Below are 21608 nucleotides of genomic sequence, written 5' to 3'. Positions count from 1 at the left end.
GACACGGCCATTGCGGAGGATCAGGGTGGGGACCACGCAGCTCGAATCAGTGCCGGAGCCGAAGTACTGGCACCTCAAGACCGTGATCGGTGAAGCGCTGGACTCGGACTTCGCGGTGGGCGAGATCCTGCCCAACGAACGAGATCTGGCCGCCCGCTTCGGAGTTGCCCGCGCGACCCTGCGCCAGGCACTCGAACAGCTCGAGCTCGAAGGACGACTCCAGCGCCGCCGCGGCGTCGGTACGACCGTCGCCCCTCCGCGCGTGGGCGTGGACGTCTCCACCACCGAGCACGCGTGGCCCGGATCGGCGCAGGACTCCTGGCAGTCGGTCGACTGCACCCAGGCTGTGCCGCCGGTCGCGGTCGCACGGTTCCTGGACACCGGCGCCGACGAGGAGACGTACGTCGTGCGCCGGCTGCGCGTCAGCCACGGACAACCGGTCGCGGCCGAGCTGCTCTACGTGCCGGCCGCATCCGTCGCCGAGCTCTCCGCCATCGACACGCCCTCGGGGCCGGCCCGTGCGCGTGCCGTCCTGCGGGAACTTCAGCGCCGCGAACTCGACGGCCAGGACCGCGCCGTGGAGCTCGGCTCGGCCCGCGCCGACGACGCCAAGGAGCTCGACCGGCTGCCGGGCGCGCCCGTGCTGATGGTCACCACCCGTTACTTCTCCGCCGGCAGGACAGCCGCGCTGTCGGTCGCCACCTACCGCGCCGACACCTGCAGGCTCACCTTCGGCGACTCGGGCGATGTCGAGATCAGGCACCACGACGAGGAACGCCGCGCCTCCTAGGACTCGACCGGGAACGCCGCGCTGCCCAGGACTCGACCGGGAGCGCCCGCGCCTCCCGGGCCCGATCTGGTACGCGCACCCCCGTCCCCGCACGGCCCGTCGCACGAGCTGAGGCTCAGCGGCGGGCCGTCACCGTTCCCTCCACGGCGAAGAGTTCCTCCTCGACGTGGTCGAGCGCCAGCCGCAGCGCGCCCGTCGCCACCGCCGCCTCACCGAGCAGGGACAGAGCGACCCGTGGCGGCCGCAGGCAGTACCGCGACAACTCGTCGCGCAGCGGGTCGAGTACACCGTCCAGACCGGCCGCCCAGCCGCCGATCACCACCAGTTCGGGATCCAGCGCCAGCACCAGGGCCGCCACATCGTGGACCAGACGCTGGATGAAACGCTCGACGGCCTCCTGCGCCCGTGAGTCGCCGCCCTTGGCGAGTGCGAAGACATCGGCCACCGCCTGCTCGTCCAGCGGATGCAGCGGTTCGTCCGTCGTCGACAGCAACCGCTCAGGGGTCACGTCCCGCCCGAGCAGATGCAGCGCGCCGATCTCCCCCGCCGCTCCGCCGAAGCCCCGGTGCAGCCGTCCGCCGATCAGCGAGCCGGCACCCGGGCTGAGCCCCGCGAGGACGAAGACAAGGTCGTCGGAGTCCCGTCCCGAGCCCTTCCAATGCTCCGCCACCGCGGCCGCGTTGGCGTCGTTCTCCACCAGCACCGGACAGCGGAACGAGCGCTGGAGCCGTTGCCCGAGCGCGAGCCCCGTCCAGCCCGGCAGCGCGGTCCCGAGCCGTACGGTCCCGTCGGCCTCCACGATCCCCGGTGAGCCCACTCCCACGGCCCGCAGGCTGTTACGGGCGATCCCGGCCCGGCGCAGGACATCGGCGACCACCAGCCGCACCCGCTCCAGCCGGTCGTCCGCGCAGGCGGTCTCCGACACCTCCCGGGACCCGGCCCCGATGATGCGGCCGTCCAGGCCGGACAGCAGGGCCGCGACCCGGTGCGGTCCGATCTCCACGCCCAGCAGATGGCCGGCCTCGGCGCGGAAGCGGAATCGCCTCGCGGGCCGTCCCTGGCGGCGGGCCGCACCCTCCTCGGCAACGGACTCGACGACCAGGCCGGCCTCGATGAGACCCTCGACCACGCCTTCGACGGTCGGCCGGGAGAGCCCGGTGATCCGCGTCAGGTCCGTGAGCGTGGGGGAGCCGGCGCCTCGTAGCGCATGCAGTACCACCGCGGAGTTGATCCGCCGCAGCAGCGACGGGTCTCCGCCGGTCAGCCGCCCCACTGTGTGTCCTCCCAGCTCGAGCGCGTGTTCTGCCGGATCGTACTCGCTGGCCGTACGACGTGCACGGTCGGTGCAAGGGGTGCAACGGTGGGTCGTCGCGCGCCCTGCCGCTCTCCTTGTCTGACGGACAGCCATATGTCAGTGCAGGCAGCTTTACTGGGGGCATGACCACGGCACGGCACCTCGAGACGATCGACCTGCTGCGCTCCCGGCAGTTCGCAGCGGAGCCCGGACCGTCGGATGTCGGCTCCGAGGGCCCGGGCTTTCACATAGCGGTGCTGGGCGGACATCCCGATCCGGGTGATCCGTACGCCGTCGCGGGACCCGACGCGGACCTCCGCGCGGAAGCGGAACAGCGCCGGGCGGAGCACGACGCCCTGCTGGAGGCGCTGGACCACCGCTGGGGCGATGCCTCGCTCTTCGACCTGACCGGCACCCAGCTGCGCGCCGCCCGGACCGGACCCGGCGAGGGGGGCATACCGGAGCCGTGGCTGCGCCTGAGCTCCACCGTCCCCTGGCTCCATCTCTGGCGCGTCGAAGGCCGGTGGATAGGCGTCGGCCTCTCCGAGTTCCAGCTCCTGGCCGTCGTCACCGCGAACGACCCGCCCTGAACGGCATCCGGGAAGACCGCGGCTCAGGAGCACTCCGCCGCCGCGCGCAGCCGGGCGTACTCCTCCGCCATCGTCTGCGCCGTCCAATGGGCGTTCAGTCCGCTCGGATTGGGCAGCGCCCAGATCCGTGTCCCGCCGATCGTGCGCTCCTGCGGACCGATCCGGGCCTTCCGGTCGCCGAAAGCCGTGCGGTAGGCCGTGACCCCGACCACCGCCAGCCACCTAGGCCGCAGCCGCTCCACCTTCGCGGCCAGCAAGCGCCCGCCCTCGCGGAACTCCTCGTCGCTCAGCTCGTCGGCCCGCGCGGTCGCCCGCGCCACCACATTCGTGATGCCGAGCCCGTAGGTGAGCAGCTCCCGCTGCTCGGAGGGCTTCAACTGGCGGGGTGTGAAGCCCGACCGATGCAGTACGGGCCAGAACCGGTTGCCGGGGCGGGCGAAGTGATGACCCGTCGCCGCCGACATCAGGCCCGGGTTGATCCCGCAGAACAGCACATGCAGACCGCCCGCCACCACATCGTCGATGACGCGGTCGCGGGCGGCCTCCAGTTCGTCGGGCGTCAGAGGATCGACCCCGGGGTGTAGCCCGCTGCCGCGGGGTGCTCCTTGACGACGGCCTCGATCCGGCCCACCACGGCGGCGACCTGGTCGGCGGCGGCACCGGTGAAGGACAGCTTGTCGGCCATCAGGGCGTCCAGCTGCCCGCGGTCCAGCGGGATGCGCTCATCGGCGGCCAGCGTGTCGAGCAGCTCGTTGCGCTCGGCGCCCTGTTCCCGCATCGCGAGCGCGGCGGCGACGGCGTTCTCCTTGATGGCCTCGTGCGCCACCTCGCGGCCGACCCCCGCCCGTACGGCGCCCATCAGCACCTTCGTGGTGGCGAGGAAGGGGAGGTAGCGGTCGAGCTCCCGGGCGACGACGGCGGGGAAGGCGCCGAACTCGTCCAGCACCGTCAGGAACGTCTCCAGCAGACCGTCGAACGCGAAGAACGCGTCGGGCAGGGCCACCCGGCGCACCACGGAGCACGAGACGTCGCCCTCGTTCCACTGGTCGCCCGCCAGCTCGCCCGTCATCGAGGCGTAGCCCCGCAGGATCACCATGAGGCCGTTCACGCGCTCGCAGGAGCGGGTGTTCATCTTGTGCGGCATCGCGGAGGAGCCGACCTGGCCCGGCTTGAAGCCCTCGGTGACCAGTTCGTGCCCGGCCATCAGCCGGATCGTCTTGGCGACGGACGACGGCGCTGCCGCCAGCTGGACCAGCGCGGAGACGACGTCGTAGTCGAGGGAACGGGGGTAGACCTGGCCGACCGAGGTGAAGGCGTGGGCGAAGCCCAGATGCCCGGCGATGCGCCCCTCCAGGTCCGCGAGCTTCGCCGCGTCCCCGCCGAGCAGGTCGAGCATGTCCTGAGCGGTGCCCACGGGCCCCTTGATCCCGCGCAGCGGGTAGCGGGCCAGCAGGTCCTCCAGCCGTCCGTACGCCACCAGCAACTCGTCGGCGGCGGTGGCGAACCGCTTCCCGAGCGTCGTGGCCTGGGCGGCGACATTGTGCGAGCGTCCGGCCATCACGAGCTCGGCGTACTCGGCGGAGAGCTTGCCGAGGCGGGCCAGTACCGCGACGGTACGGTCGCGCATCAGCTCCAGGGAGAGGCGGATCTGAAGCTGCTCGACGTTCTCGGTCAGATCGCGGGACGTCATGCCCTTGTGCACGTGCTCATGACCGGCGAGCGCGTTGAACTCCTCGATCCGGGCCTTCACATCGTGGCGCGTGATCTTCTCGCGCTCGGCGATGGAGGCCAGGTCGACCTGGTCGACGACCCGCTCGTAGTCGGTCAGGGCGCTGTCCGGCACCTCGATCCCGAGGTCCTTCTGCGCGCGCAGCACGGCCAGCCAGAGCTGCCGCTCCAGCTTCACCTTCTGCTCGGGGGACCACAGGACGGCGAGCTCCGCGGAGGCGTAGCGGCCGGCCAGGACGTTGGGGATACGAGGCTTTGCAGTCACGTGTACGGATTCTACTGGCGGTTTGTGCAGGCCAGTGTGCCGCCCCGGTTTGTGGCTTGCTACGAGAAATCGTCCGTGCGCGGGAGCTCGTACGGCAGCAGCTCCGGCCGCTTGGGCGCCAGGCCGTCGCCCGATGACCGGCCGGTGAGCCGGCGTCCGATCCACGGCCCCAGGTACTGGCGCGCGAACTGCACGTCGGCGACGCGGCGGGCCGTCCACCGCGCCTGCACGGCCGGTGGCAGCGGCGAGCGCCAGTCGTCCTCGGCGTCGAGGCCGAGGGTCTGCCAGACGGCCTCCGTCACCCGCCGGTGCCCCTCCGCCGTCAGATGCAGCCGGTCCACGTCCCACAGCCGCTGGTCGCCGAGCGCCCCGGAGCCGTAGAGGTCCACCACGAGAGCGCCGTGCCGGGCGCCCAGCTCGTCGATGAAGTCGAAGAGCTCCTCCATGCGGGGGCGGAAGCGCTCCATCACCGGTCCGTTGCGGCCCGGGCTGCGCATCAGCACCAGCTGACCGCAGGACGGCGTCAGCTTCTCCACGGCCTCTTCCAGCAGACCGCGGACGTGGCCCATGTCGCACTTGGGGCGCAGGGTGTCGTTCAGCCCGCCCACCAGCGTGACCAGATCGGGTCGCATGGCGGCGGCGACATCGACCTGCTCGTCGACGATCTGCTTGATGAGCTTTCCGCGGACCGCCAGGTTCGCGTAGCGGAACCCCTCGGTGCGGACGGCCAGCCGGCCGGCGAGCAGATCCGCCCAGCCCCGGTAGGTCCCGTCGGGCATCAGGTCGGACATGCCCTCGGTGAAGGAGTCGCCGAGCGCGACAAAGCTGGTGTAGTTGGCATGCATCTCCATGGCGGAAGGATCCTACCGCGCGGTAAGGTCCGTCGGTTCCGTACCGGGAGGGAGCCCTGTGAGCGACGCGCTGCTGAACGCGCTGACCGAAGCGCTGGCCGATCTGGTGACCTCGGTCGCCACCTGTGACGACGATGTGCTCGACCCCGACACCGCGGTGAAGTGGCTGGAGAACACCGGCTGTCTCCTGGGCCGGCTCTCACCCGCCGACCGCGGCGCGCTGTCGGTCCTGCTCCGGCAGACCGCCGCCCGCCGGCCGGACGGAGGGCTGCGCGACGACGTGCTGCGCATCTGCGAGGACTTCGGTATCGACGACGACCAGCACGAGCTCTACTGCGACGCGGTGGAGGACCTGGGGCGGCGCTTCGTCCAGGCCGTACGGGACGTGGACCCGGCGACGCCGGTGCCGACCTGCCCCGGCTGGACCTTCGCCGACCTCGTACGGCACCACGGCACCACCCACCGCTGGATGGAACACCTGGTGCGCACCCGCGCCGCCGAACGCGTCTGGTCGAAGGACGTGCCGCTGGACCTCCCGGACGACCCGGGCACGTACCCCCGGTGGCTGGCCCGCAGCGCCGAGGCCTCGGTCCGCACGATGCGAGGCGTCGACCCGGACACTCCGATGTGGTCGCACGGCGCCGACCAGCGGGTGCGGTTCTTCCCCCGCCGGCTGCTCTTCGAGGCGGTCGTCCACCTCGCGGACGCCGAACTCGCCCTGGGCCAGGAGCCGCGGATCGCCCCGGGCACGGCGGCCGACGGGATCGAGGAGTTCCTGGAGAACCTGCCCTGCTACCCGTGGCTCGCGGAACCCGTCGGCGTACTGCCTGAGGGTTCGCTGCGGTTGGTGGCCATGGACACGGGGGCGGGCTGGACCGTCTCGTTCGGCGGGGGCGGGTACCGCTGGACGGCCTCGGGCTCGGGTATCGGTCCCGGCCCGGCGGTCCCGCCCCGGGTCGCCGGGCCCGCGGCCTCGGCCCGCGTCCAGGGACCGGCGGGTGACCTGCTGCTTCTCCTGTACGGCCGGTACCGGTACGACGACCCGCGCTTCGGTGTGTCCGGCGAGCGCTCGGCGCTCGACGCGTGGGTCCGGGCGACGGCGTTCTAGGGCGGGCTCAGGTGGACGAGGCATCGTGGAGCGCATCCCTTCGCGCCCTGTTCGGGGAAGGCATGTTCGCGGCGGTGGGGGCGCGACGGCACAAGGACTGGAGGCGGGACGCGTTCGATGTCATGCGGCTGACGACGGACGACCCTCGTGGCTGGCCAAGGCTGGTCATGGCCCCCGGCGGGCGTCGTTACGGCACTGGCCCGGACAACCCGTTCACTGCCGTCACGCCGGCCGCCTACGCCTCCGTCTTTCCCGTGGCCAGGACGGGGGCCGAGCAGCTGCTGGTCTCCCTCTTGGGCGACTGGTTCCAGGTGGACGGTATTCCGGATTTCGCTGCGCGGGAGCGAGAGCTGATCTCCCACGCGCGTGGCGTCCTGGAACGGTTCGGGCGGGATGCTCTGTACTTCACGAACGTGTCGGCAGCGCTGGACGATCCCCACGCGGACATGTTCCGTCGTGAGGGTTCCTACGAGTGTTTCACCGAGCACGTGATGGACTGCGGTGTCATCGCTGTGTCCGCCGGGGAAGTCGGCGTCTTCTGGGGCTTCACGATCGATTGAGCCTCCGGCCGTGAGCCGCCCGGCGCAGGCGGCGGCCGGTCCCCGGTCGTGCGAAGACCGGACCGGCCGCCGTCAGCGGCTCGGTCCGGTCCCGCCGTCAGGCGGCAGACCCTAGTCCCGCCGGCCGACCAGCTCCCGCAGCACGTCCTCCATCGTCACCAGGCCCACCGGGGAGTCGTCCTCGTCCAGGACCGCCGCCAGGTGCGTACGGCTGCGGCGCATCGCGGTCAGTACGTCGTCCAGAGGTGTCGCCGCACGGACCCGAGCGATCGGCCGCAGCGCCGTGACCGGGAAGGGCTCGTCGCGCGGGGTCGCGTCCAGGGCGTCCTTCACATGGAGATAGCCGAGGATGCGGCGGGCGTCGACCACCGGGAAACGCGAGTACCCGGACTCGGCCGCCAGCCTCTCCAGCTGCTCGGGGGTGGTCCCCGCCTGCGCGTACACCACCTGCTCGACCGGCCTCACCACGTCCCGCACGGGACGGCGGCCCAGCTCCAGAGCGTCGCGCAGACGTTCCGCGGACCGGTCGTCGAGCAGGCCGGCCTCGCCGGCGTCCCGCACCATCCGGGCGAGTTCGTCGTCCGAGTAGGTCGCGGCCACCTCGTCCTTGACCTCGACCTTCAGCAGCTTGAGCAGGGCGTTGGCGCAGGCGTTGATCGTGAAGATCACCGGCCGCAGCGCCCGTGCGAGCGCCACCAGCGGCGGGCCGAGGAGCAGAGCGCTCCGGGTCGGCTCGGCCAGCGCGATGTTCTTCGGCACCATCTCGCCGAGGAGCATGTGGAGATACGTCGCCACGGCCAGGGCGATCACGAACGAGATCGGGTGCACCGCACCGTGCGGCACGCCGATCGCGTCGAACACCGGCTCCAGCAGATGCGCGATCGCGGGCTCGGCGACGATGCCGAGCACCAGGGTGCACAGCGTGATGCCGAGCTGGGCCGCCGCCAGCAGTGCCGACACATGTTCCAGGCCCCAGATGACGCTGCGGGCCCGCCGGTCGCCGGCCTCCGCGTGGGGCTCGATCTGACTGCGGCGCACCGAGATCAGCGCGAATTCGGCGCCGACGAAGAAGGCGTTGACCACCAGGGTCAGCAGACCGATGAGAAGTTGGATCGCGGTCATCGTCCGGCCTCCACGGGCTCGTCGGCCGAGGGGAGCGGAGCGTGCAGCAGCACCCTCGCGGCGCGCCGCCCGGAGGCGTCCAGGACATCGAGGCGCCAGCCTTCGAGGTCGATGCGGTCACCCTCGACGGGGATGCGTCCCAGCTCGGTGGCGATCAGACCCGCGAGCGTTTCGTACGGGCCTTCCGGCACCCGCAGGCCGATGCGCTCCAGCTGGTCCGTGCGTGCGGCGCCGTCGGCCGACCACAGGGTGCGGCCGTCGGCGTCCTGGCCGGCGGGTGCGAGGTCCGGCGTCTCGTGCGGATCGTGTTCGTCCCGCACTTCGCCGACGACCTCCTCGACGATGTCCTCCATCGTCACGACACCGGCCGTGCCGCCGTACTCGTCGATGACGACGGCCATCGTGGACTTGCCGGCCAGCCGGTCGAGGAGCCGGTCGACCGTGAGGGATTCCGGCACCAGCAGCGGCTCGCGCAGCAGTTCGGTGACGCCGCGGCGGGTCCGGTCGTCGGCCGGTACCGCCAGGACGTCCTTGATGTGGGCGATGCCGACGACGGTGTCGAGGCTGCCGCGGTAGACGGGGAAGCGGGAGAGCCCGGTCGCGCGGGTCGCGTTGGCGACGTCCTCGGCCGTGGCCTGCACCTCCAGCGCCGTGACCTGCACGCGCGGGGTCATCACGTTCTCCGCGGTGAGCTCGGCGAGCTTCAGGGTCCGGACGAACAGCTCGGCGGTGTCCGCCTCCAGCGCGCCCGCCTTGGCGGAGTGACGGGCCAGGGCGACCAGTTCCTGCGGGCTGCGGGCCGAGGCCAGCTCCTCGGTCGGCTCCATGCCGAGCCGGCGCAGGATGCGGTTGGCCGTGTTGTTGAGATGGCCGATCAGCGGCTTGAAGGCGGCGGTGAACACCCGCTGCGCGGGGGCGACCACCTTGGCCACGGCCAGCGGGGAGGAAATGGCCCAGTTCTTCGGGACCAGTTCGCCGACGACCATCAGCACGAGGGTGGACAGCGCGGTACCGAGGACGAGGGCCACCGAGGAGGCCATGGCGGGCGAGAGTCCGGCCGCTTCGACCGGACCGCGGATCAGCTTGGCGACCGAGGGCTCGGCCAGCATGCCGACGATCAGGTTGGTGACGGTGATGCCGAGCTGGGCGCCCGAGAGCTGGAAGGTCAGGCTGCGTACGGCCTTGAGGGCGCTCGCCGCGCCTCGTTCACCCCGCTCGACGGCCTTCTCGAGGTCGGCACGCTCGACCGTGGTGAGCGAGAACTCCGCCGCGACGAAGGCGCCGCAGGCCAGTGAGAGCAGCACGGCCACGAGGAGCAGGAGCACTTCCGTCATCGGGTCACCTCCGTCCCATGATCGGACAGCGGGAGGAGGAATGCGCGATGTCTGCTACTGGGAGGCTCGCCCATGGACGGACGCTCACACCTTTCGTACGGAGAGTGATGGTTCACCCATGGTAAAGGACCGGCAAAGTCAAACGGGACGGGAGGGGCGCGCGAACGGTTTCACCCAGCGCCGCCAGTGGTTCTCCTTCCGGTAACCGGCGGCCGCCCATGCTCCGTGTGCCTGTTCGTTGGCTTCCAAAACCATGGCATCGCCACGGCGTCCGCCGACGGCGGCGAACCGGCGCTCCGCCGCCTCCAGCAGAGCTCGCGAGACACCGCGTCTGCGGTGGGAGGGGAGGACGGCGAGCCGGTAGAGGGAACACCGCCATCCGTCGTAACCCGCGATCACGGAACCGACGAGCAGGCCGTCGGACTCGGCGAGGATCAATGCCTCGGGGTCGCGGGAGATCAGCCGGGTGACGCCGTCCACGTCGTCCGTGACGCTCGTCCCCTCGGCCGCCTCCTTCCAGAAGACCAGAACTCTCGTCGCCTCGTCCGGCCGGGCGGTCCGTATGCGCAGATCGATCACGGGCCGAGCCAAGCACGCGGGGGAGCGGGCCTGCCACCGGCTTTCAGGGTTCGAGACACCGCGCCGCGGCACGGTGCCCCGGGACGCGACGTCGACCGCCGCGTTGTTCACCCCTTGCGCAGTTCGTCCATCACCGGGGCGAACGTCTCCAGGTACGGATCGAGGACGGTGAAGTAGCTGAAGCCGTAGCGCTCACGCTGCTCGCGCAGCTGACCGGCGATCGCCTGGACCGTGCCGACGGCCAGCAGGGGCAGGTCCAGCACCTGCTCGACACTCAGATGCGGGACGCGGGGCAACAGCTCCTTCACCGCGGCCTCGCGGTCGTCGGTGACCGCGACGAGCTGGAGCAGCAGATTCAGCTCCTGCTCGTCGGACCGTCCGCCGGCCATCCCGCGGTACGCCGCGATCCGTCCGTCGACCTCCTCGGCGGTGAGCACTTGGAGCCCGTCCCCGCTGTCCCGGGCGCCGGTGAAGGCGACGATGTCGGCGTGCTCGGCGGCGAGTTGCAGGACCTTGTCCCCGTTCCCGCCGATCAGCAGCGGAGGACGGGGCTTGTGTGCCGTCTTCGGCAGATGTCCGTCGTCGCGGAGCAGCCGGTCCACCTCCTCGACCGTGTGACGCAGATGTGCGACCCGGCCGCCGGGGGTGCGGAACTCCAGCCCGGCGCGGTCGTGTTCCTCCTTCACATAGCCCGCGCCGATGCCGATCTCCAGCCGGCCGCCGGTGAGGGCATCGGATGTGGCGATCTCCCGGGCGAGCAGCGCGGGGTTCCAGAACGCGGCGTTGAGCACGAAGGTGCCGAGCCGAGGACGCTCGGTCACCTCGGCGGCGGCCATCAGCGCGGGAAACGGCGCCATCATGCCGACGTGGTCCGGCACCTGGATCACGTCGTAGCCGAGCTCCTCGGCCCGCCGGCACTTCCGGCGCCACTCGGGGCCGTCGGTGGGTGTCAGCATGTTCACCGCGAAGCGGAACGGCCTGGCCATGGACTCTCCCTCTCCTTCACATCGGCGGTCCGGTGAGACTCGGTCGGCTCTCGGCTCTCGGCTCTCGGCTGTCGGCTGTCGGCGGTTGGTTGGTCGGCGGTCGGTGCTGGGGCGCGGCGCGGCCTTCCGGGGCGCCGGGTCGCCCGGTGTCCCGGCCCGCGCTTCTCCTACTCGTGGGCGATCGCTGCCAGCACGTTCATCCGCGACGCGCGGAGCGCCGGCAGCACCGCCGCCGCGAGGCCGACGACCACCGAGCCCACCACCACCGCGATCACCGTGCCCCACGGCACGGCGAACGCGGTCAGGCCCTCCAGCGCCAGCACCTGCTGGACGGCCACTCCCCACACCATGCCCAGCGCCAGCCCCAGCAGTGCCCCGAAGACCGCGATCACCACGGACTCCAGCCGGATCATGCGCCGCAGCTGCACCCTGGAGAGGCCGATCGCGCGCAGCAGTCCGATCTCCCGTGTCCGTTCCACCACCGACAGGGCGAGGGTGTTGACGACCCCGAGCACCGCGATGACGATCGCCAGCCCGAGCAGCGCATAGACGAGGTAGAGCATCACGGCGATCTGCTGGCGGATCAGTTCCTTGTAGTCGGCCTGGTCGCGCACCTGCACTTGGGGATACGGGTCGAGCGCGGCTTCGAGACCGGTCCGCAGCTCGTCCGTGGCGCCGCTGTCGGCCGCGTTGACGAAGACCGCGGCATCCTGGCCGCCCGGCAGATACTTCTCGACGGTCGCCAGACCCATGAACAGAGCGCCTTCCATGCCCGGCCCGCCCGTCTGGTCCATGTCGGTGAGCGCCCCGACGGTCAGCCGGGCCTTCCGCCCGCCCGGGAACTCGGCCGGCAGCACCGACCCGATCCGCACCCGGTGTTCGGTGGCGTATGCGACGTCCATGGCGATGCTGTCGGCGGCCAGCGCGGTCGCGGTGCTTCCGCTCGCGTAGGTGATGTTGGCGGCCTCGTCCAGCTTCGGGTCGTACCCGGAGGCCGTCGACTCCACCCGCTTGCCGTCCGGCAGCGTCAGAGCGAGAGGCGCGAAGCGCTGACGTACGACCGTTCCGGCACCCTCGACGGCCTTCACCTTCTCGGTGATCTCCTGCGGGAAGGGCATGAAGTTGCTGTTCTGGACGACGAAGTCGGCGCCGAGCGTCTTGTCGATCTGGTTGTCGAACGACTCGGTCATCGAGGCGCTCGCGATCGAGAGTCCGCCGACCAGGGCCAGCCCCACCATCAACGCGGCGGCCGTCGCGCCCGTACGCCGTGGATTGCGCAGGGCGTTGCGCTGGCTCATCCGGCCCACCGAGCCGAAGACCTTGGGGAACGCCCCGCCCAGTACCCGGATCACGGGGCGTACGAGGAGCGGGCCCGCGACGATCGTGGCGATCAGCGTGAGCACCACGCCGAGTCCGAGCAGCATGGAGGCGGTCGCCGTCCGGTCGCTCGCCGCGCAGCCGGCGAGCGCGGCCGCACCCGCGGCGGCCATCAGGGACCCGGCGACGGCGCGGACCTTCAACGGCCGCCCCACACCCTGGACTTCGGCGTCGACGAGCGCCGCCATCGGGGAGACCCGGGCGGCCCGGCGGGCGGGCAGATACGCGGCGAGGAAGGTGACGCCCAGGCCCACGGCGTAGGCGGAGACGGGAGTCGCCGGTCCCACGACCATCTCGGCCGCGCTGAGGTTCATGCCGAACGCGCTCATCAGCCCGATGAGTCCGGCCGCCAGCCCGACCCCCGCGGCGAGGCCGAGCGTCGAGCCGACCAGCCCCAGGAGCACCGCCTCGGTCAGCACCGAACGGCGGACCTGGCGGCGGTCGGCCCCGAGCGCGCGGAGCAGCCCCAGTTCGCGAGTGCGCTGGGCGATCAGCATCGAGAAGGTGTTGACGATCAGGAAGATGCCCACCAGGACGGCGATGCCCGCGAAGCCCAGCATCACCCACTTGATCACGTCGAGGAATCCGCCGAGCTGCGCCGCGTCGGACTCCGCCTGTTCGTCGGCGGTCTTGAGGTCGTAGGCGTCACCGAGTTCGGCAGCGACCCGCTGCTTGAGCGTGTCGTCGCTGACGCCGTCGGCGGCGTCGACCGAGATGGAGGTGGCTTCGCCGGGCCTGCCCAGCACCTTGGTCTGGGCGGTCGGCGTGTCCAGGAAGACCAGCGCCGCACCGGGGTTGGTGGTCCGGAACGTCGCGATGCCGACGATCTCGACCCGGAAAGAACCGGGCTGGGCGAGGAGGGTGAGGGTGTCGCCGATGCCCAGCTTCGCCTTGTCGGCGGTGTTCCGGTCCAGCAGCGCCTCGCCCGGGCCGCGCGGCGCGTGTCCGCTGGTGAGCTTCACGGGACTGCGGTCGGTGACGTACCAGTTGGTGGCGATCGTGGGCGCGCCGCTGGTGGGCCCGACGGGCTCGTTGCGGTCGTCGACGACGGTGATGTTCTCGACGGCCGCGTCGACGTGGGTGCCGGCGACCCCGTCGAGGGCTCCCACACGTTGCGCGAGCGAGGCCGGCACGGTCCGTACGACCCCGGTCGGCAGACTCTCGCCGACATCTTCCCTCGGCGCGATCGTGACATCCGCGGACGTGGAGGCGAACAGGCGGTCGAAGGTGCGGGAGACGGTGTCCGAGAAGATCAGTGATCCGCTGACGAAGGCCACGGACAGCAGGATCGCGAGCATCGACAGCAGCAACCGGCCCTTGTGCGCGAAGAAGCTCCGCAGTGTCGCTCTGAGCACGGCGCGCCCTCAGTCCTTGGTCAAGGGGTCGGCCCCCGTGGCCGGTGGTTGCGTCCGGCCGCCGGAGAACAGGCGCATCCGCTCCAGTACGGCCTCGGCCGTCGGTTCCGGCATCGTGTCCACGATCTGCCCGTCCGCGAGGTAGAGCACCAGATCGGAGTGGCCCGCGGCGCCCGGGTCGTGCGTGACCATCACGACCGTCTGGTCCAGGTGGTCCACCGCCTCGCGCAGGAATCCGAGGACTTCGGCGCCGGCGCGTGAGTCGAGATTGCCGGTCGGTTCGTCGGCGAAGATCAGCTCCGGGCGGGATGCCAGGGCGCGCGCACAGGCCACCCGCTGCTGCTGTCCGCCCGACAGCTGCGCAGGCCGGTGCCGAAGCCGGTCGCGCAGTCCCAGGGTGTCGATGACCCGCTCCACCCACTCCTGGTCGGGCTTGCGCCCGGCGATGTCCATGGGGAGGGTGATGTTCTCGGCGGCGGTGAGCGTGGGCAGCAGATTGAACGCCTGGAACATGAAGCCGATCCGGTCCCGTCGAAGCCTGGTCAGTTCGCGGTCGTTGAGCCCCGTGATCTCCGTGTCCCCGAGCCACACCTGGCCCGCCGAGACGGTGTCGAGACCCGCGAGGCAGTGCATCAGCGTGGACTTGCCCGAACCGGACGGGCCCATCACCGCCGTGAACCGCCCGCGGGCGATGTCGACGTCGACGGCGTCCAGTGCGCGGACGCTCGTCTCCCCGCTCCCGTACGCCTTGGTCAGCGCCCGGGCCCGCGCGGCGAGCGGAACGCCCGCGGCCCGGCCGTGGGTGGGTGCAGTGGCAGGTGTGGACATGGCCGCCTCCTGGGTCGTGCCGCTCCGACTCGCTCCGGTGCCCTACAACGTGCTGAGATCTCAGGCTTCCTGAGACTCCTGAGATTAGGGAACGGCCGGTGGTGCCCGGTATCCGTCGCAGGGCCCGGTTCTCGGGGTTGATGTAAGGGGCAACCGAGTGGTGTACGAGGCGGTGTTCGCCCGGGGAGTCGGCGGGACGGAGCGCACGCGTCGACGCCATAGGCCGGATCAAGCCGTCATGCGGCGTCATGGGGACGGGAGTTGGGGACCCAGAGGTGAGCCGCTGCCCGCGATCAGCTCTCGGCGACCGGACGGTACGCCCTGCCGAGAACACACGGAGAACTCGGCATCTGCATTCCGCGCTCCGGCACCCGCAGCCGCCGGTGCTCGCCCAGCTCGAACCCGGCCGCCTCGATGGCCGCGAGCGTGTCCCGCGAGGTGTGACAGCCGCCGAACAGCAGCGGCCACACCGTACGGTCCACGAGCCGCTGGGCGCGCGTCATTCCCGTGGTCTCGGCGCGGCCGTGCTCGAAGAACCGCAGCTCACCCCCGGGCCGCAGCACCCGCCGGATCTCCGCCAGCGCCCGCGGCACGTCCCGTACGGAGCACAGCACCAGCGACACGACGGCCGCGTCGAACGCCTCGCTCTTCACCGGCAGCGCCTCGGCGGCACCCGGGACCACATCGACCGGGACGTCGGCGCGGCGCGCGGCCTCGACCGCGAGCGCGCGCAGGCTGCGCTCGGGCTCCAGGGCGACGACCTCGGAGACGGCGGAGGGATAGTGCGGGAAGTTCAGACCGTTGCCCGCACCGACCTCGATCACCCGGCCGGAGAGTCCGATCAGCAGCTCCCTGCGGTGCTGCGCGATGCTCTTGTCCGCGGCCACACTGAAGCGGGCGTAGAAACGGGCGAACAGAGGATGGTGGACGGCGTCCCGGGGCACTGCGCTGCTCCGCAAGGGCATGACGGTCTCCTCGGGGGGTTGGAGTGTCCGGGACGGCGGACGTTCACCGTCATTCTCCCCCCGGGGCGACGAAGCAGAACTCGTTGCCCTCCGGATCCGTCAGCACCTGGAACCGGCCGTGGTCGTCCGTCGTGAGCGGGCCCAGCCGTACGGCGCCGAGAGCCACCGCCCGTTCCGCCGCCCCGTCCACATCGCCGGCGTCGAGATCCAGATGGATCCGGTTCTTCGCGACCTTGCCCTCGGGCACACGCTGGAACGCGATCCGCACAGACCCGGGCGGATCGATGTACGACCACTCGGCGCTGCGGTCGACCGGCTCCCCGCCGAGGAGCGCGGCCCAGAAGCGGACCAGCCGGGCCGGATCGTGGCAGTCGAAGACGATCTCGTCGATACGCGCGCGCATCCCGTCAGCGTACGACCGAGCCGAACGCCTCCGCATCCCACGACCCGCCGAGCACCGGAGCGAGCCAACCTCCGGCGCGGGCCCGGAAGTCCGCGGGCGCGAGAGCCCCGGACCCTTCCGGTACGGCTCCGAGCAGCGGCGCTCCGGCGGCCTCGGGGAGGTCCGTCAGATTGCACCGCTCGGCCAGCCCGGGGTCCGCGGGCCAGCTGCCGACGACCACGCCGAGCTGCGCCAGCCCCCGCGCGCGGAGAGCCTCGCCGGTCAGCGTGGTGGCGTTGAGCGTGCCGAGCCCCGCCGTGGCGACGACCAGGACGGGAGCGGCCAGCAATCGGGCGGCGTCGGCGAGCGTCCCGCCGTCGTCGTCGAACCGGACGAGCAGCCCGCCCGCGCCCTCGACGAGGACGAGGTCGTACTCGGCGGTCAGCTTCTCCACGGCGTCGGCCACCTCCTGCGGCCGGACCGGCGCGGCCCCGGCCCGCCGGGCGGCGGTGGCGGGGGCGAGCGGCTCGGGGTACCGGGCCAGTTCCACCCCGAACACGTCGCCCGCCAGCCGCGCCACCTCGGCGAGGTCCCCGGGCTCGTCGCGCCCGACGCCGGTCTGCGCGGGCTTGACCACGGCCACCGTCCGGCCCTGCGCGAGCGCGAGCGCGGCCACGGCGCCGGTGACGACGGTCTTCCCGATCTCCGTCCCGGTTCCCGAGACGACGACGACTGCCATGGTGCTCCTACCGCCCATCTGTTCACCGGCGCCGAAGCGCCCCTCGTTCCTGTGCGCGATGCCGCCGCGCCTCGTGCCCGCGTTCGGACGGTGCGTCAGTCCGCAGGCCCGGCCCGCAGGAGTCCGCGGCCCCGGCCTGCGTCGGCCAGGGCCGCGGACGGCGCGTCACCCCGCGGCCGCGGCCGCGCACACCGCCTCGCACACCCGGGACAGATCCTCGTCCCCGGTCACATACGGCGGCATCGTGTAGATCAGGTCCCGGAACGGCCGGAGCCACACCCCGGCGCGCACCGCGGCCTGAGTCGCCGCGGCCATGTCCACGTCGTGGTCCAGCTGGACGACGCCGATCGCTCCCCGCACCCGGACGTCCTTCACCCCGGGCAGGTTCCGCGCCTCCGCGAGGCCGTCCCGCAGGCCCGTCTCCAGGCGTTTGATCTCCTGGGGCCAGTCCTGCGCCAGCAGCAGGTCGATGGAGGCGTTCGCCACCGACGCGGCCAGTGGATTGGCCATGAACGTCGGGCCGTGGGCCAGCACCGGCACCTCGCCGCGCGAGATCCCGTCCGCCACCCGCGAGGTGCACAACGTTGCCGCCATCGTCAGATAGCCGCCGGTCAGCGCCTTGCCCAGGCACATCACGTCCGGCGACACCCCGCCCTGCTCCGCGGCGAACAGGGTGCCGGTGCGCCCGAAGCCCGTGGCGATCTCGTCGAAGATCAGCAGCACACCGTGGGCGTCGCACGACTCCCGCAGCACCCGCAGATACGCGGGCGAGTGGAACCGCATGCCGCCCGCGCCCTGCACCACGGGCTCCACGATCACGGCCGCGAGCTCGTCGGCGTGCCGCGCGACCGCCTCCCGGAGATGATCCGCGTACACCTCGTCGAACTCGGCCGGCGGCGCGTCCGCGAAGACCTGCCGCGGCAGCACCCCCGACCACAACTCGTGCATCCCGCCATCGGGATCGCACACCGCCATGGGCTGCCAGGTGTCGCCGTGGTACCCGCCGCGCCAGGTGAGCAGCCGGCGCTTCTCCGGGCGGCCCGTGGAACGCCAGTACTGGAGGCACATCTTGACGGCGACCTCGACCGACACCGACCCGGAGTCGCACAGGAACACGTGCCGCAGCGGCTCGGGAGTGATCTCGACGAGCCGCGTTGCCAGCCGGACGGCGGGCTCGTGGGTGAGCCCGCCGAACATCACATGGCTCATGCGGTCCAGCTGATCGCGTGCCGCGTCGTTGAGGACGGGGTGGTTGTAGCCGTGGATGGCCGACCACCACGAGGACATCCCGTCGATCAACTCACGCTGCCCGTGGGCGGGTTCGGCGAGCCTCAGCCGTACCCCGGACGCGGAGTCCACGACCAGCGGGTCGCTGCGGCCCGGCATCGGGCCGTACGGATGCCAGACATGGGTCCGGTCCAGGGCGACCAACTCGGCGTGGGGCACTCGCTCAGGCACGGGGCGCCTCAGGCATTGGGAGCAAGGTCGGTGCCGGCGCCGCGGCGGCGCACGGAGACCAGATCCGTACGGGCGGCGTTGGCCTCCGCGCGGACCTCGGCGGGTGCTTCGGCCGGAGCGTCGGACGACTCGCCACCGCACACGGAACCGCAGCCGCCGCCCTGCCGGTGCTTCGGCAGTGTCGTCGTCTCCGCGCCCTCCACCTCGAACCCGGCGTCCGCGATCATGTCGAGGTCCGCCTGGCCCGCCTGGCCCTCACTGGTGAGGTAGTCACCGAGGAAGATCGAGTTCACCAGGTTCAGGGCGAGCGGCTGCATCGACCGCAGATGGACCTCACGGCCGCCCGCGAGGCGCACCTCGACGTCCGGGCAGACGAACCGCACCATGGCGAGAATCCGCAGACACCGCTGCGGGGTGAGGTTCCACTCCTTGGCCAGCGGCGTGCCCTCGAAGGGGATCAGGAAGTTCACCGGCACGGAGTCCGGGTCGAGCTCACGCAGTGAGAAGACCACGTCGACGAGATCGGTGTCGCTCTCGCCCATGCCCGCGATCAGACCGGAGCAGGCCGACAGGCCCGCGGCCTGCGCCTGGTGCACGGTGTCCACGCGGTCCGCGTAGGTGTGGGTGGTCGTGATGTCCCCGTACGTCCCTTCGGACGTATTGAGGTTGTGGTTGTACGCGTCGGCGCCGGCGTCCCGCAGCCGCTCGGCCTGTCCCTGGGAGAGCAGCCCGAGGCACGCGCAGACCTCGACGTCCTCGTTCTGCTCCTTGATGGCCTCGATGGTCTTCGAGACGCGGTCCACGTCCCGGTCCGTCGGGCCGCGGCCGCTCGCGACCAGGCAGACGCGCTTCGCGCCGCCCGCGACCCCCGCGGCCGCCGCCTCGGACGCCTCGTCGGGCTTCAGCCAGGTGTACTTGAGAATCTCAGCCTTGGACCCCAGCCGCTGGGAGCAGTAGGAGCAGTCCTCGGGACACAGCCCCGATTTGAGGTTCACCAGATAGTTCAGCTTCACCCGGCGCCCGAACCACTGACGGCGCACCTTGCCAGCCGCGGCCACCACTTCGAGCAGGTCGTCGTCGGAGGTCGCCAATACGGCGAGCGCCTCTTCACGGGTCGGCAGCTCGCGCCGCAGCCCCTTCTCCACCAGCGTGTTCAGCAGGTCCATGCGCCAGATCCTGACGTACGGCACACGTCCCGGCCAAGGCGGAACCCGACAACAGAGCCCGAATGAGGTGTGTGTATGGCCACATCGGTTCCGCGAGCCGGCCCGGTTAGGGTCTGTGCGCTGCCTACAAAAAGGACCGGACCACCATGACCCAGGATCCTTTCGACTGGATCGACGACGAGTCGCGCCGCCGTGCGAGCGCGGGGCTCGTACGGACGCTCCGGCCGCGCGACGCCGACTCCGAGCTGCTGGATCTTGCGGGCAATGACTACCTGGGTCTGACCCGCCGGCCGGAGATCACGGACGCGGCCGCCGAGGCGGCGCGGCGCTGGGGCGCCGGCGCGACCGGCTCCCGGCTCGTCACCGGCAGCACCGCGCTGCACGCCGAACTGGAACGGGAACTGGCCGCGTTCTGCGGATTCGAGGCCGCCCTCGTCCTGTCCTCCGGCTATGCGGCCAATCTCGCCGCGGTCACCGCGCTGAGCGATCGCGGGTCGCTGATCGTCTCCGACGCCGGCAACCACGCCTCGATCGTCGACGGCTGCCGGCTCTCCCGCGCGGAGACCGCGATCTCCCCGCACGCCGATGCCGAGGCGGTCCGCAAGACGCTCGACGCGCACCCCGGCCGGCGCGCCCTCGTCGTCACCGACTCCGTCTTCTCCGTCGACGGCGACGCCGCACCGCTGCCCGCTCTCGCGCAGGCGTGCCGGGACCACGGCGCCGCGCTGCTCGTGGACGACGCCCACGGCCTGGGCGTCCTCGGCGAGGGCGGCCGGGGAGCCACGGCGGCCGCCGGTCTCGCGGGCGACGGGGGAGTGGTCGCGATGCTGACCCTCTCCAAGTCGCTCGGCAGCCAGGGCGGCGCGGTCCTCGGCTCCGCGCGGGTCATCGACCACCTGGTCAACACCGCCCGGACGTTCATCTTCGACACCGGACTCGCGCCGGCGGCCGCCGGCGCCGCCCTGGCCGCCCTGCGGCTGCTGGGCCGCGAGCCGGAGCTCGCCGGGCGGGCGCGCGCGGTCGCGGGGACATTGCACCGGCGGCTGACGGCCCAGGGCCTGACCGCCGTACGCCCGGACGCCGCGGTGGTGTCGGTGCGGGCGCCCTCACCGGAGGCGGCGCTGCAGTGGGCCGCGGACTGCCGGGCGGCCGGTCTGGGCGTCGGCTGCTTCCGCCCGCCGTCGGTGCCGGACGGCATCTCGCGGCTGCGGCTGACGGCTCGCGCGGATCTCACGGACGAGCAGATCGCGTGGGCTGTCGCCACCATCGTGGAGACGGCTCCGGTCGGCTGACACCACCGAACGTCGCCCGTACCGGGTTCGCCGCGGCCGGTGCACTCCCGTTCGCCCCCCTCACGGCCCGCGGACGCGGTTCGACGGCCCCGCCGCGCCCGTGACCAGGGACGGGAGGGCGCGGCCCCATCCGTTTTCGCGTAGCAGAGTTCACCGCTTCGAGCGACAGATATCTACATATCTTGGTGGATCGCCACCTCTGGCACGGTGATGAGTGGCACTCTGGCGCGAAGCGCAATCCGCGGCCGTCCGCGCATCATCCGCCACGAGTTGGAGCCCGGCCGCGGTGGGAAAGGGACAGCGTCGCCATGGCCGACCTTCAGGAAGCCTCCGTCACTCTGCCGAGCGATCCCGCCTCGGTTTCCGCGGCCCGGAAATTCGTTACGGACATCCTCTCCGAGTGGGGTCTCCCGGTGGACGACGAGGCAGGCGACACGGTCCGGCTGATCGTCTCCGAACTGACCACGAACGCGGTCCAGCACACCTTCGGCCAGTCACCGACCTTCACGGTCGATCTGCGGCTGGAGCGGGACGAGGAACTGGTCATCGGTGTCACGGACAGCCACCCGCGCTGGCCGCAGCGACTGCCCGCCGCCGTACGGCAGGACAACGGCAGGGGCATGATCATCATCCGCAGTCTCACGGCGGAGTGCGGTGGCCGGCTCTCGGTGACCCCGACGGCGGAGGGCGGCAAGACGGTCTGGATCGCTCTGCCGTGGACGGCGCCGGTCCCCGGCTGAACGACGACCCCGTCCCGTGGGGTCTCCGGCGACGTGGTGCTGGAGCTGCCTCATCCCGTCGCGCGGCCGAACGCCCGGCGCAGCAGGGCCCGCAGGGAA

At 71.7% G+C, this 21608-nt stretch carries 21 protein-coding genes; 6 read left to right on the top strand and 15 right to left on the bottom strand.

What is annotated here, in order from left to right; translation table 11 throughout:
- Positions 1–25 precede the first annotated feature (25 nt).
- Positions 26–790, top strand: coding sequence for a GntR family transcriptional regulator (locus ACQPWZ_RS05130; RefSeq protein WP_356704680.1), 765 nt, complete (start codon positions 26–28; stop codon positions 788–790).
- Between the two features lie 115 nt (positions 791–905).
- Here ACQPWZ_RS05130 and ACQPWZ_RS05125 read toward each other — a convergent pair whose 3' ends face one another.
- On the bottom strand, positions 906–2063 hold the full coding sequence (locus ACQPWZ_RS05125; RefSeq protein ID WP_433570768.1) for an ROK family transcriptional regulator: 1158 nt from the start codon (positions 2061–2063) through the stop codon (positions 906–908).
- A gap of 164 nt (positions 2064–2227) precedes the next feature.
- Between ACQPWZ_RS05125 and ACQPWZ_RS05120 the strand changes: the two genes are divergently transcribed.
- Positions 2228–2674: a hypothetical protein gene (locus ACQPWZ_RS05120; RefSeq protein WP_433570767.1), complete on the top strand. Its 447-nt coding sequence runs from the start codon at positions 2228–2230 to the stop codon at positions 2672–2674.
- Positions 2675–2697: 23 nt separating this feature from the next.
- On the opposite strand, the gene mug is transcribed toward ACQPWZ_RS05120, so the two are convergent.
- The 3 genes from mug to ACQPWZ_RS05105 are packed head-to-tail and all read right to left on the bottom strand — an operon-like array spanning position 2698 to position 5518.
- The gene (gene mug, locus ACQPWZ_RS05115; RefSeq protein ID WP_340477740.1) at positions 2698–3237 is read right to left on the bottom strand and encodes a G/U mismatch-specific DNA glycosylase; all 540 of its coding nucleotides are present in this window, start codon (positions 3235–3237) and stop codon (positions 2698–2700) included.
- Positions 3234–4667, bottom strand: a complete 1434-nt coding sequence (gene purB / locus ACQPWZ_RS05110; RefSeq protein WP_327685362.1) for an adenylosuccinate lyase — start codon at positions 4665–4667, stop codon at positions 3234–3236. The genes mug and purB overlap by 4 nt, the downstream gene beginning before the upstream one ends.
- Before the next feature lie 59 nt (positions 4668–4726).
- Complete coding sequence (locus tag ACQPWZ_RS05105; RefSeq protein ID WP_433570766.1) at positions 4727–5518, bottom strand: SGNH/GDSL hydrolase family protein; 792 nt, start codon at positions 5516–5518, stop codon at positions 4727–4729.
- Positions 5519–5576: 58 nt separating this feature from the next.
- Between ACQPWZ_RS05105 and ACQPWZ_RS05100 the strand changes: the two genes are divergently transcribed.
- Positions 5577–6626 (top strand): maleylpyruvate isomerase family mycothiol-dependent enzyme, encoded by a 1050-nt coding sequence (locus ACQPWZ_RS05100; protein ID WP_433570765.1) that lies wholly within the window; start codon positions 5577–5579, stop codon positions 6624–6626.
- A gap of 11 nt (positions 6627–6637) precedes the next feature.
- Entirely contained in the window at positions 6638–7186 is a 549-nt protein-coding gene (locus ACQPWZ_RS05095; RefSeq protein ID WP_433570764.1) for a hypothetical protein, read from the top strand.
- A 111-nt stretch (positions 7187–7297) separates the two neighbouring features.
- On the opposite strand, the gene ACQPWZ_RS05090 is transcribed toward ACQPWZ_RS05095, so the two are convergent.
- The 11 genes from ACQPWZ_RS05090 to bioB all read right to left on the bottom strand — a co-directional run bounded on the left by ACQPWZ_RS05090 (position 7298) and on the right by bioB (position 19477).
- Positions 7298–8308, bottom strand: coding sequence for a hemolysin family protein (locus ACQPWZ_RS05090; protein WP_356704686.1), 1011 nt, complete (start codon positions 8306–8308; stop codon positions 7298–7300).
- Positions 8305–9642, bottom strand: coding sequence for a hemolysin family protein (locus ACQPWZ_RS05085; RefSeq protein WP_356704687.1), 1338 nt, complete (start codon positions 9640–9642; stop codon positions 8305–8307). The genes ACQPWZ_RS05090 and ACQPWZ_RS05085 overlap by 4 nt, the downstream gene beginning before the upstream one ends.
- A gap of 138 nt (positions 9643–9780) precedes the next feature.
- On the bottom strand, positions 9781–10221 hold the full coding sequence (locus ACQPWZ_RS05080) for a GNAT family N-acetyltransferase (protein WP_356704688.1): 441 nt from the start codon (positions 10219–10221) through the stop codon (positions 9781–9783).
- Between the two features lie 107 nt (positions 10222–10328).
- On the bottom strand, positions 10329–11207 hold the full coding sequence (locus ACQPWZ_RS05075) for an LLM class F420-dependent oxidoreductase (protein WP_433570763.1): 879 nt from the start codon (positions 11205–11207) through the stop codon (positions 10329–10331).
- Between the two features lie 167 nt (positions 11208–11374).
- The gene (locus ACQPWZ_RS05070; RefSeq protein WP_433570762.1) at positions 11375–13939 is read right to left on the bottom strand and encodes an ABC transporter permease; all 2565 of its coding nucleotides are present in this window, start codon (positions 13937–13939) and stop codon (positions 11375–11377) included.
- A gap of 9 nt (positions 13940–13948) precedes the next feature.
- Positions 13949–14767 carry an ABC transporter ATP-binding protein gene (locus tag ACQPWZ_RS05065; RefSeq protein WP_340471919.1) on the bottom strand — a complete coding sequence of 273 codons (819 nt, stop codon included), beginning with the start codon at positions 14765–14767 and terminating at the stop codon, positions 13949–13951.
- A 293-nt stretch (positions 14768–15060) separates the two neighbouring features.
- Positions 15061–15732, bottom strand: coding sequence for a class I SAM-dependent methyltransferase (locus tag ACQPWZ_RS05060; RefSeq protein WP_433570761.1), 672 nt, complete (start codon positions 15730–15732; stop codon positions 15061–15063).
- 49 nt (positions 15733–15781) lie between these two features.
- A complete protein-coding gene (locus ACQPWZ_RS05055; RefSeq protein WP_340471917.1) occupies positions 15782–16135 on the bottom strand; it encodes a VOC family protein in 354 nt (117 codons plus the stop codon).
- 4 nt (positions 16136–16139) lie between these two features.
- Entirely contained in the window at positions 16140–16853 is a 714-nt protein-coding gene (gene bioD, locus ACQPWZ_RS05050; RefSeq protein ID WP_433570760.1) for a dethiobiotin synthase, read from the bottom strand.
- A 165-nt stretch (positions 16854–17018) separates the two neighbouring features.
- Complete coding sequence (locus tag ACQPWZ_RS05045; RefSeq protein ID WP_383239257.1) at positions 17019–18239, bottom strand: adenosylmethionine--8-amino-7-oxononanoate transaminase; 1221 nt, start codon at positions 18237–18239, stop codon at positions 17019–17021.
- Between the two features lie 80 nt (positions 18240–18319).
- Positions 18320–19477: a biotin synthase BioB gene (gene bioB / locus ACQPWZ_RS05040; RefSeq protein WP_433570759.1), complete on the bottom strand. Its 1158-nt coding sequence runs from the start codon at positions 19475–19477 to the stop codon at positions 18320–18322.
- A gap of 146 nt (positions 19478–19623) precedes the next feature.
- Here bioB and ACQPWZ_RS05035 point away from each other — a divergent pair, with 146 nt between their 5' ends.
- The gene (locus ACQPWZ_RS05035; RefSeq protein ID WP_340471913.1) at positions 19624–20769 is read left to right on the top strand and encodes an 8-amino-7-oxononanoate synthase; all 1146 of its coding nucleotides are present in this window, start codon (positions 19624–19626) and stop codon (positions 20767–20769) included.
- A gap of 308 nt (positions 20770–21077) precedes the next feature.
- Positions 21078–21509 (top strand): ATP-binding protein, encoded by a 432-nt coding sequence (locus ACQPWZ_RS05030; protein WP_340471912.1) that lies wholly within the window; start codon positions 21078–21080, stop codon positions 21507–21509.
- Positions 21510–21608 lie beyond the last annotated feature (99 nt).

This window comes from Streptomyces sp. CA-251247 (assembly GCF_050952975.1).
Taxonomy (GTDB): Bacteria; Actinomycetota; Actinomycetes; order Streptomycetales; family Streptomycetaceae; genus Streptomyces; species Streptomyces achmelvichensis.
Note: the sequence above shows the minus strand (reverse complement) of the source record. Positions and strands in the feature narration are given on the sequence as shown.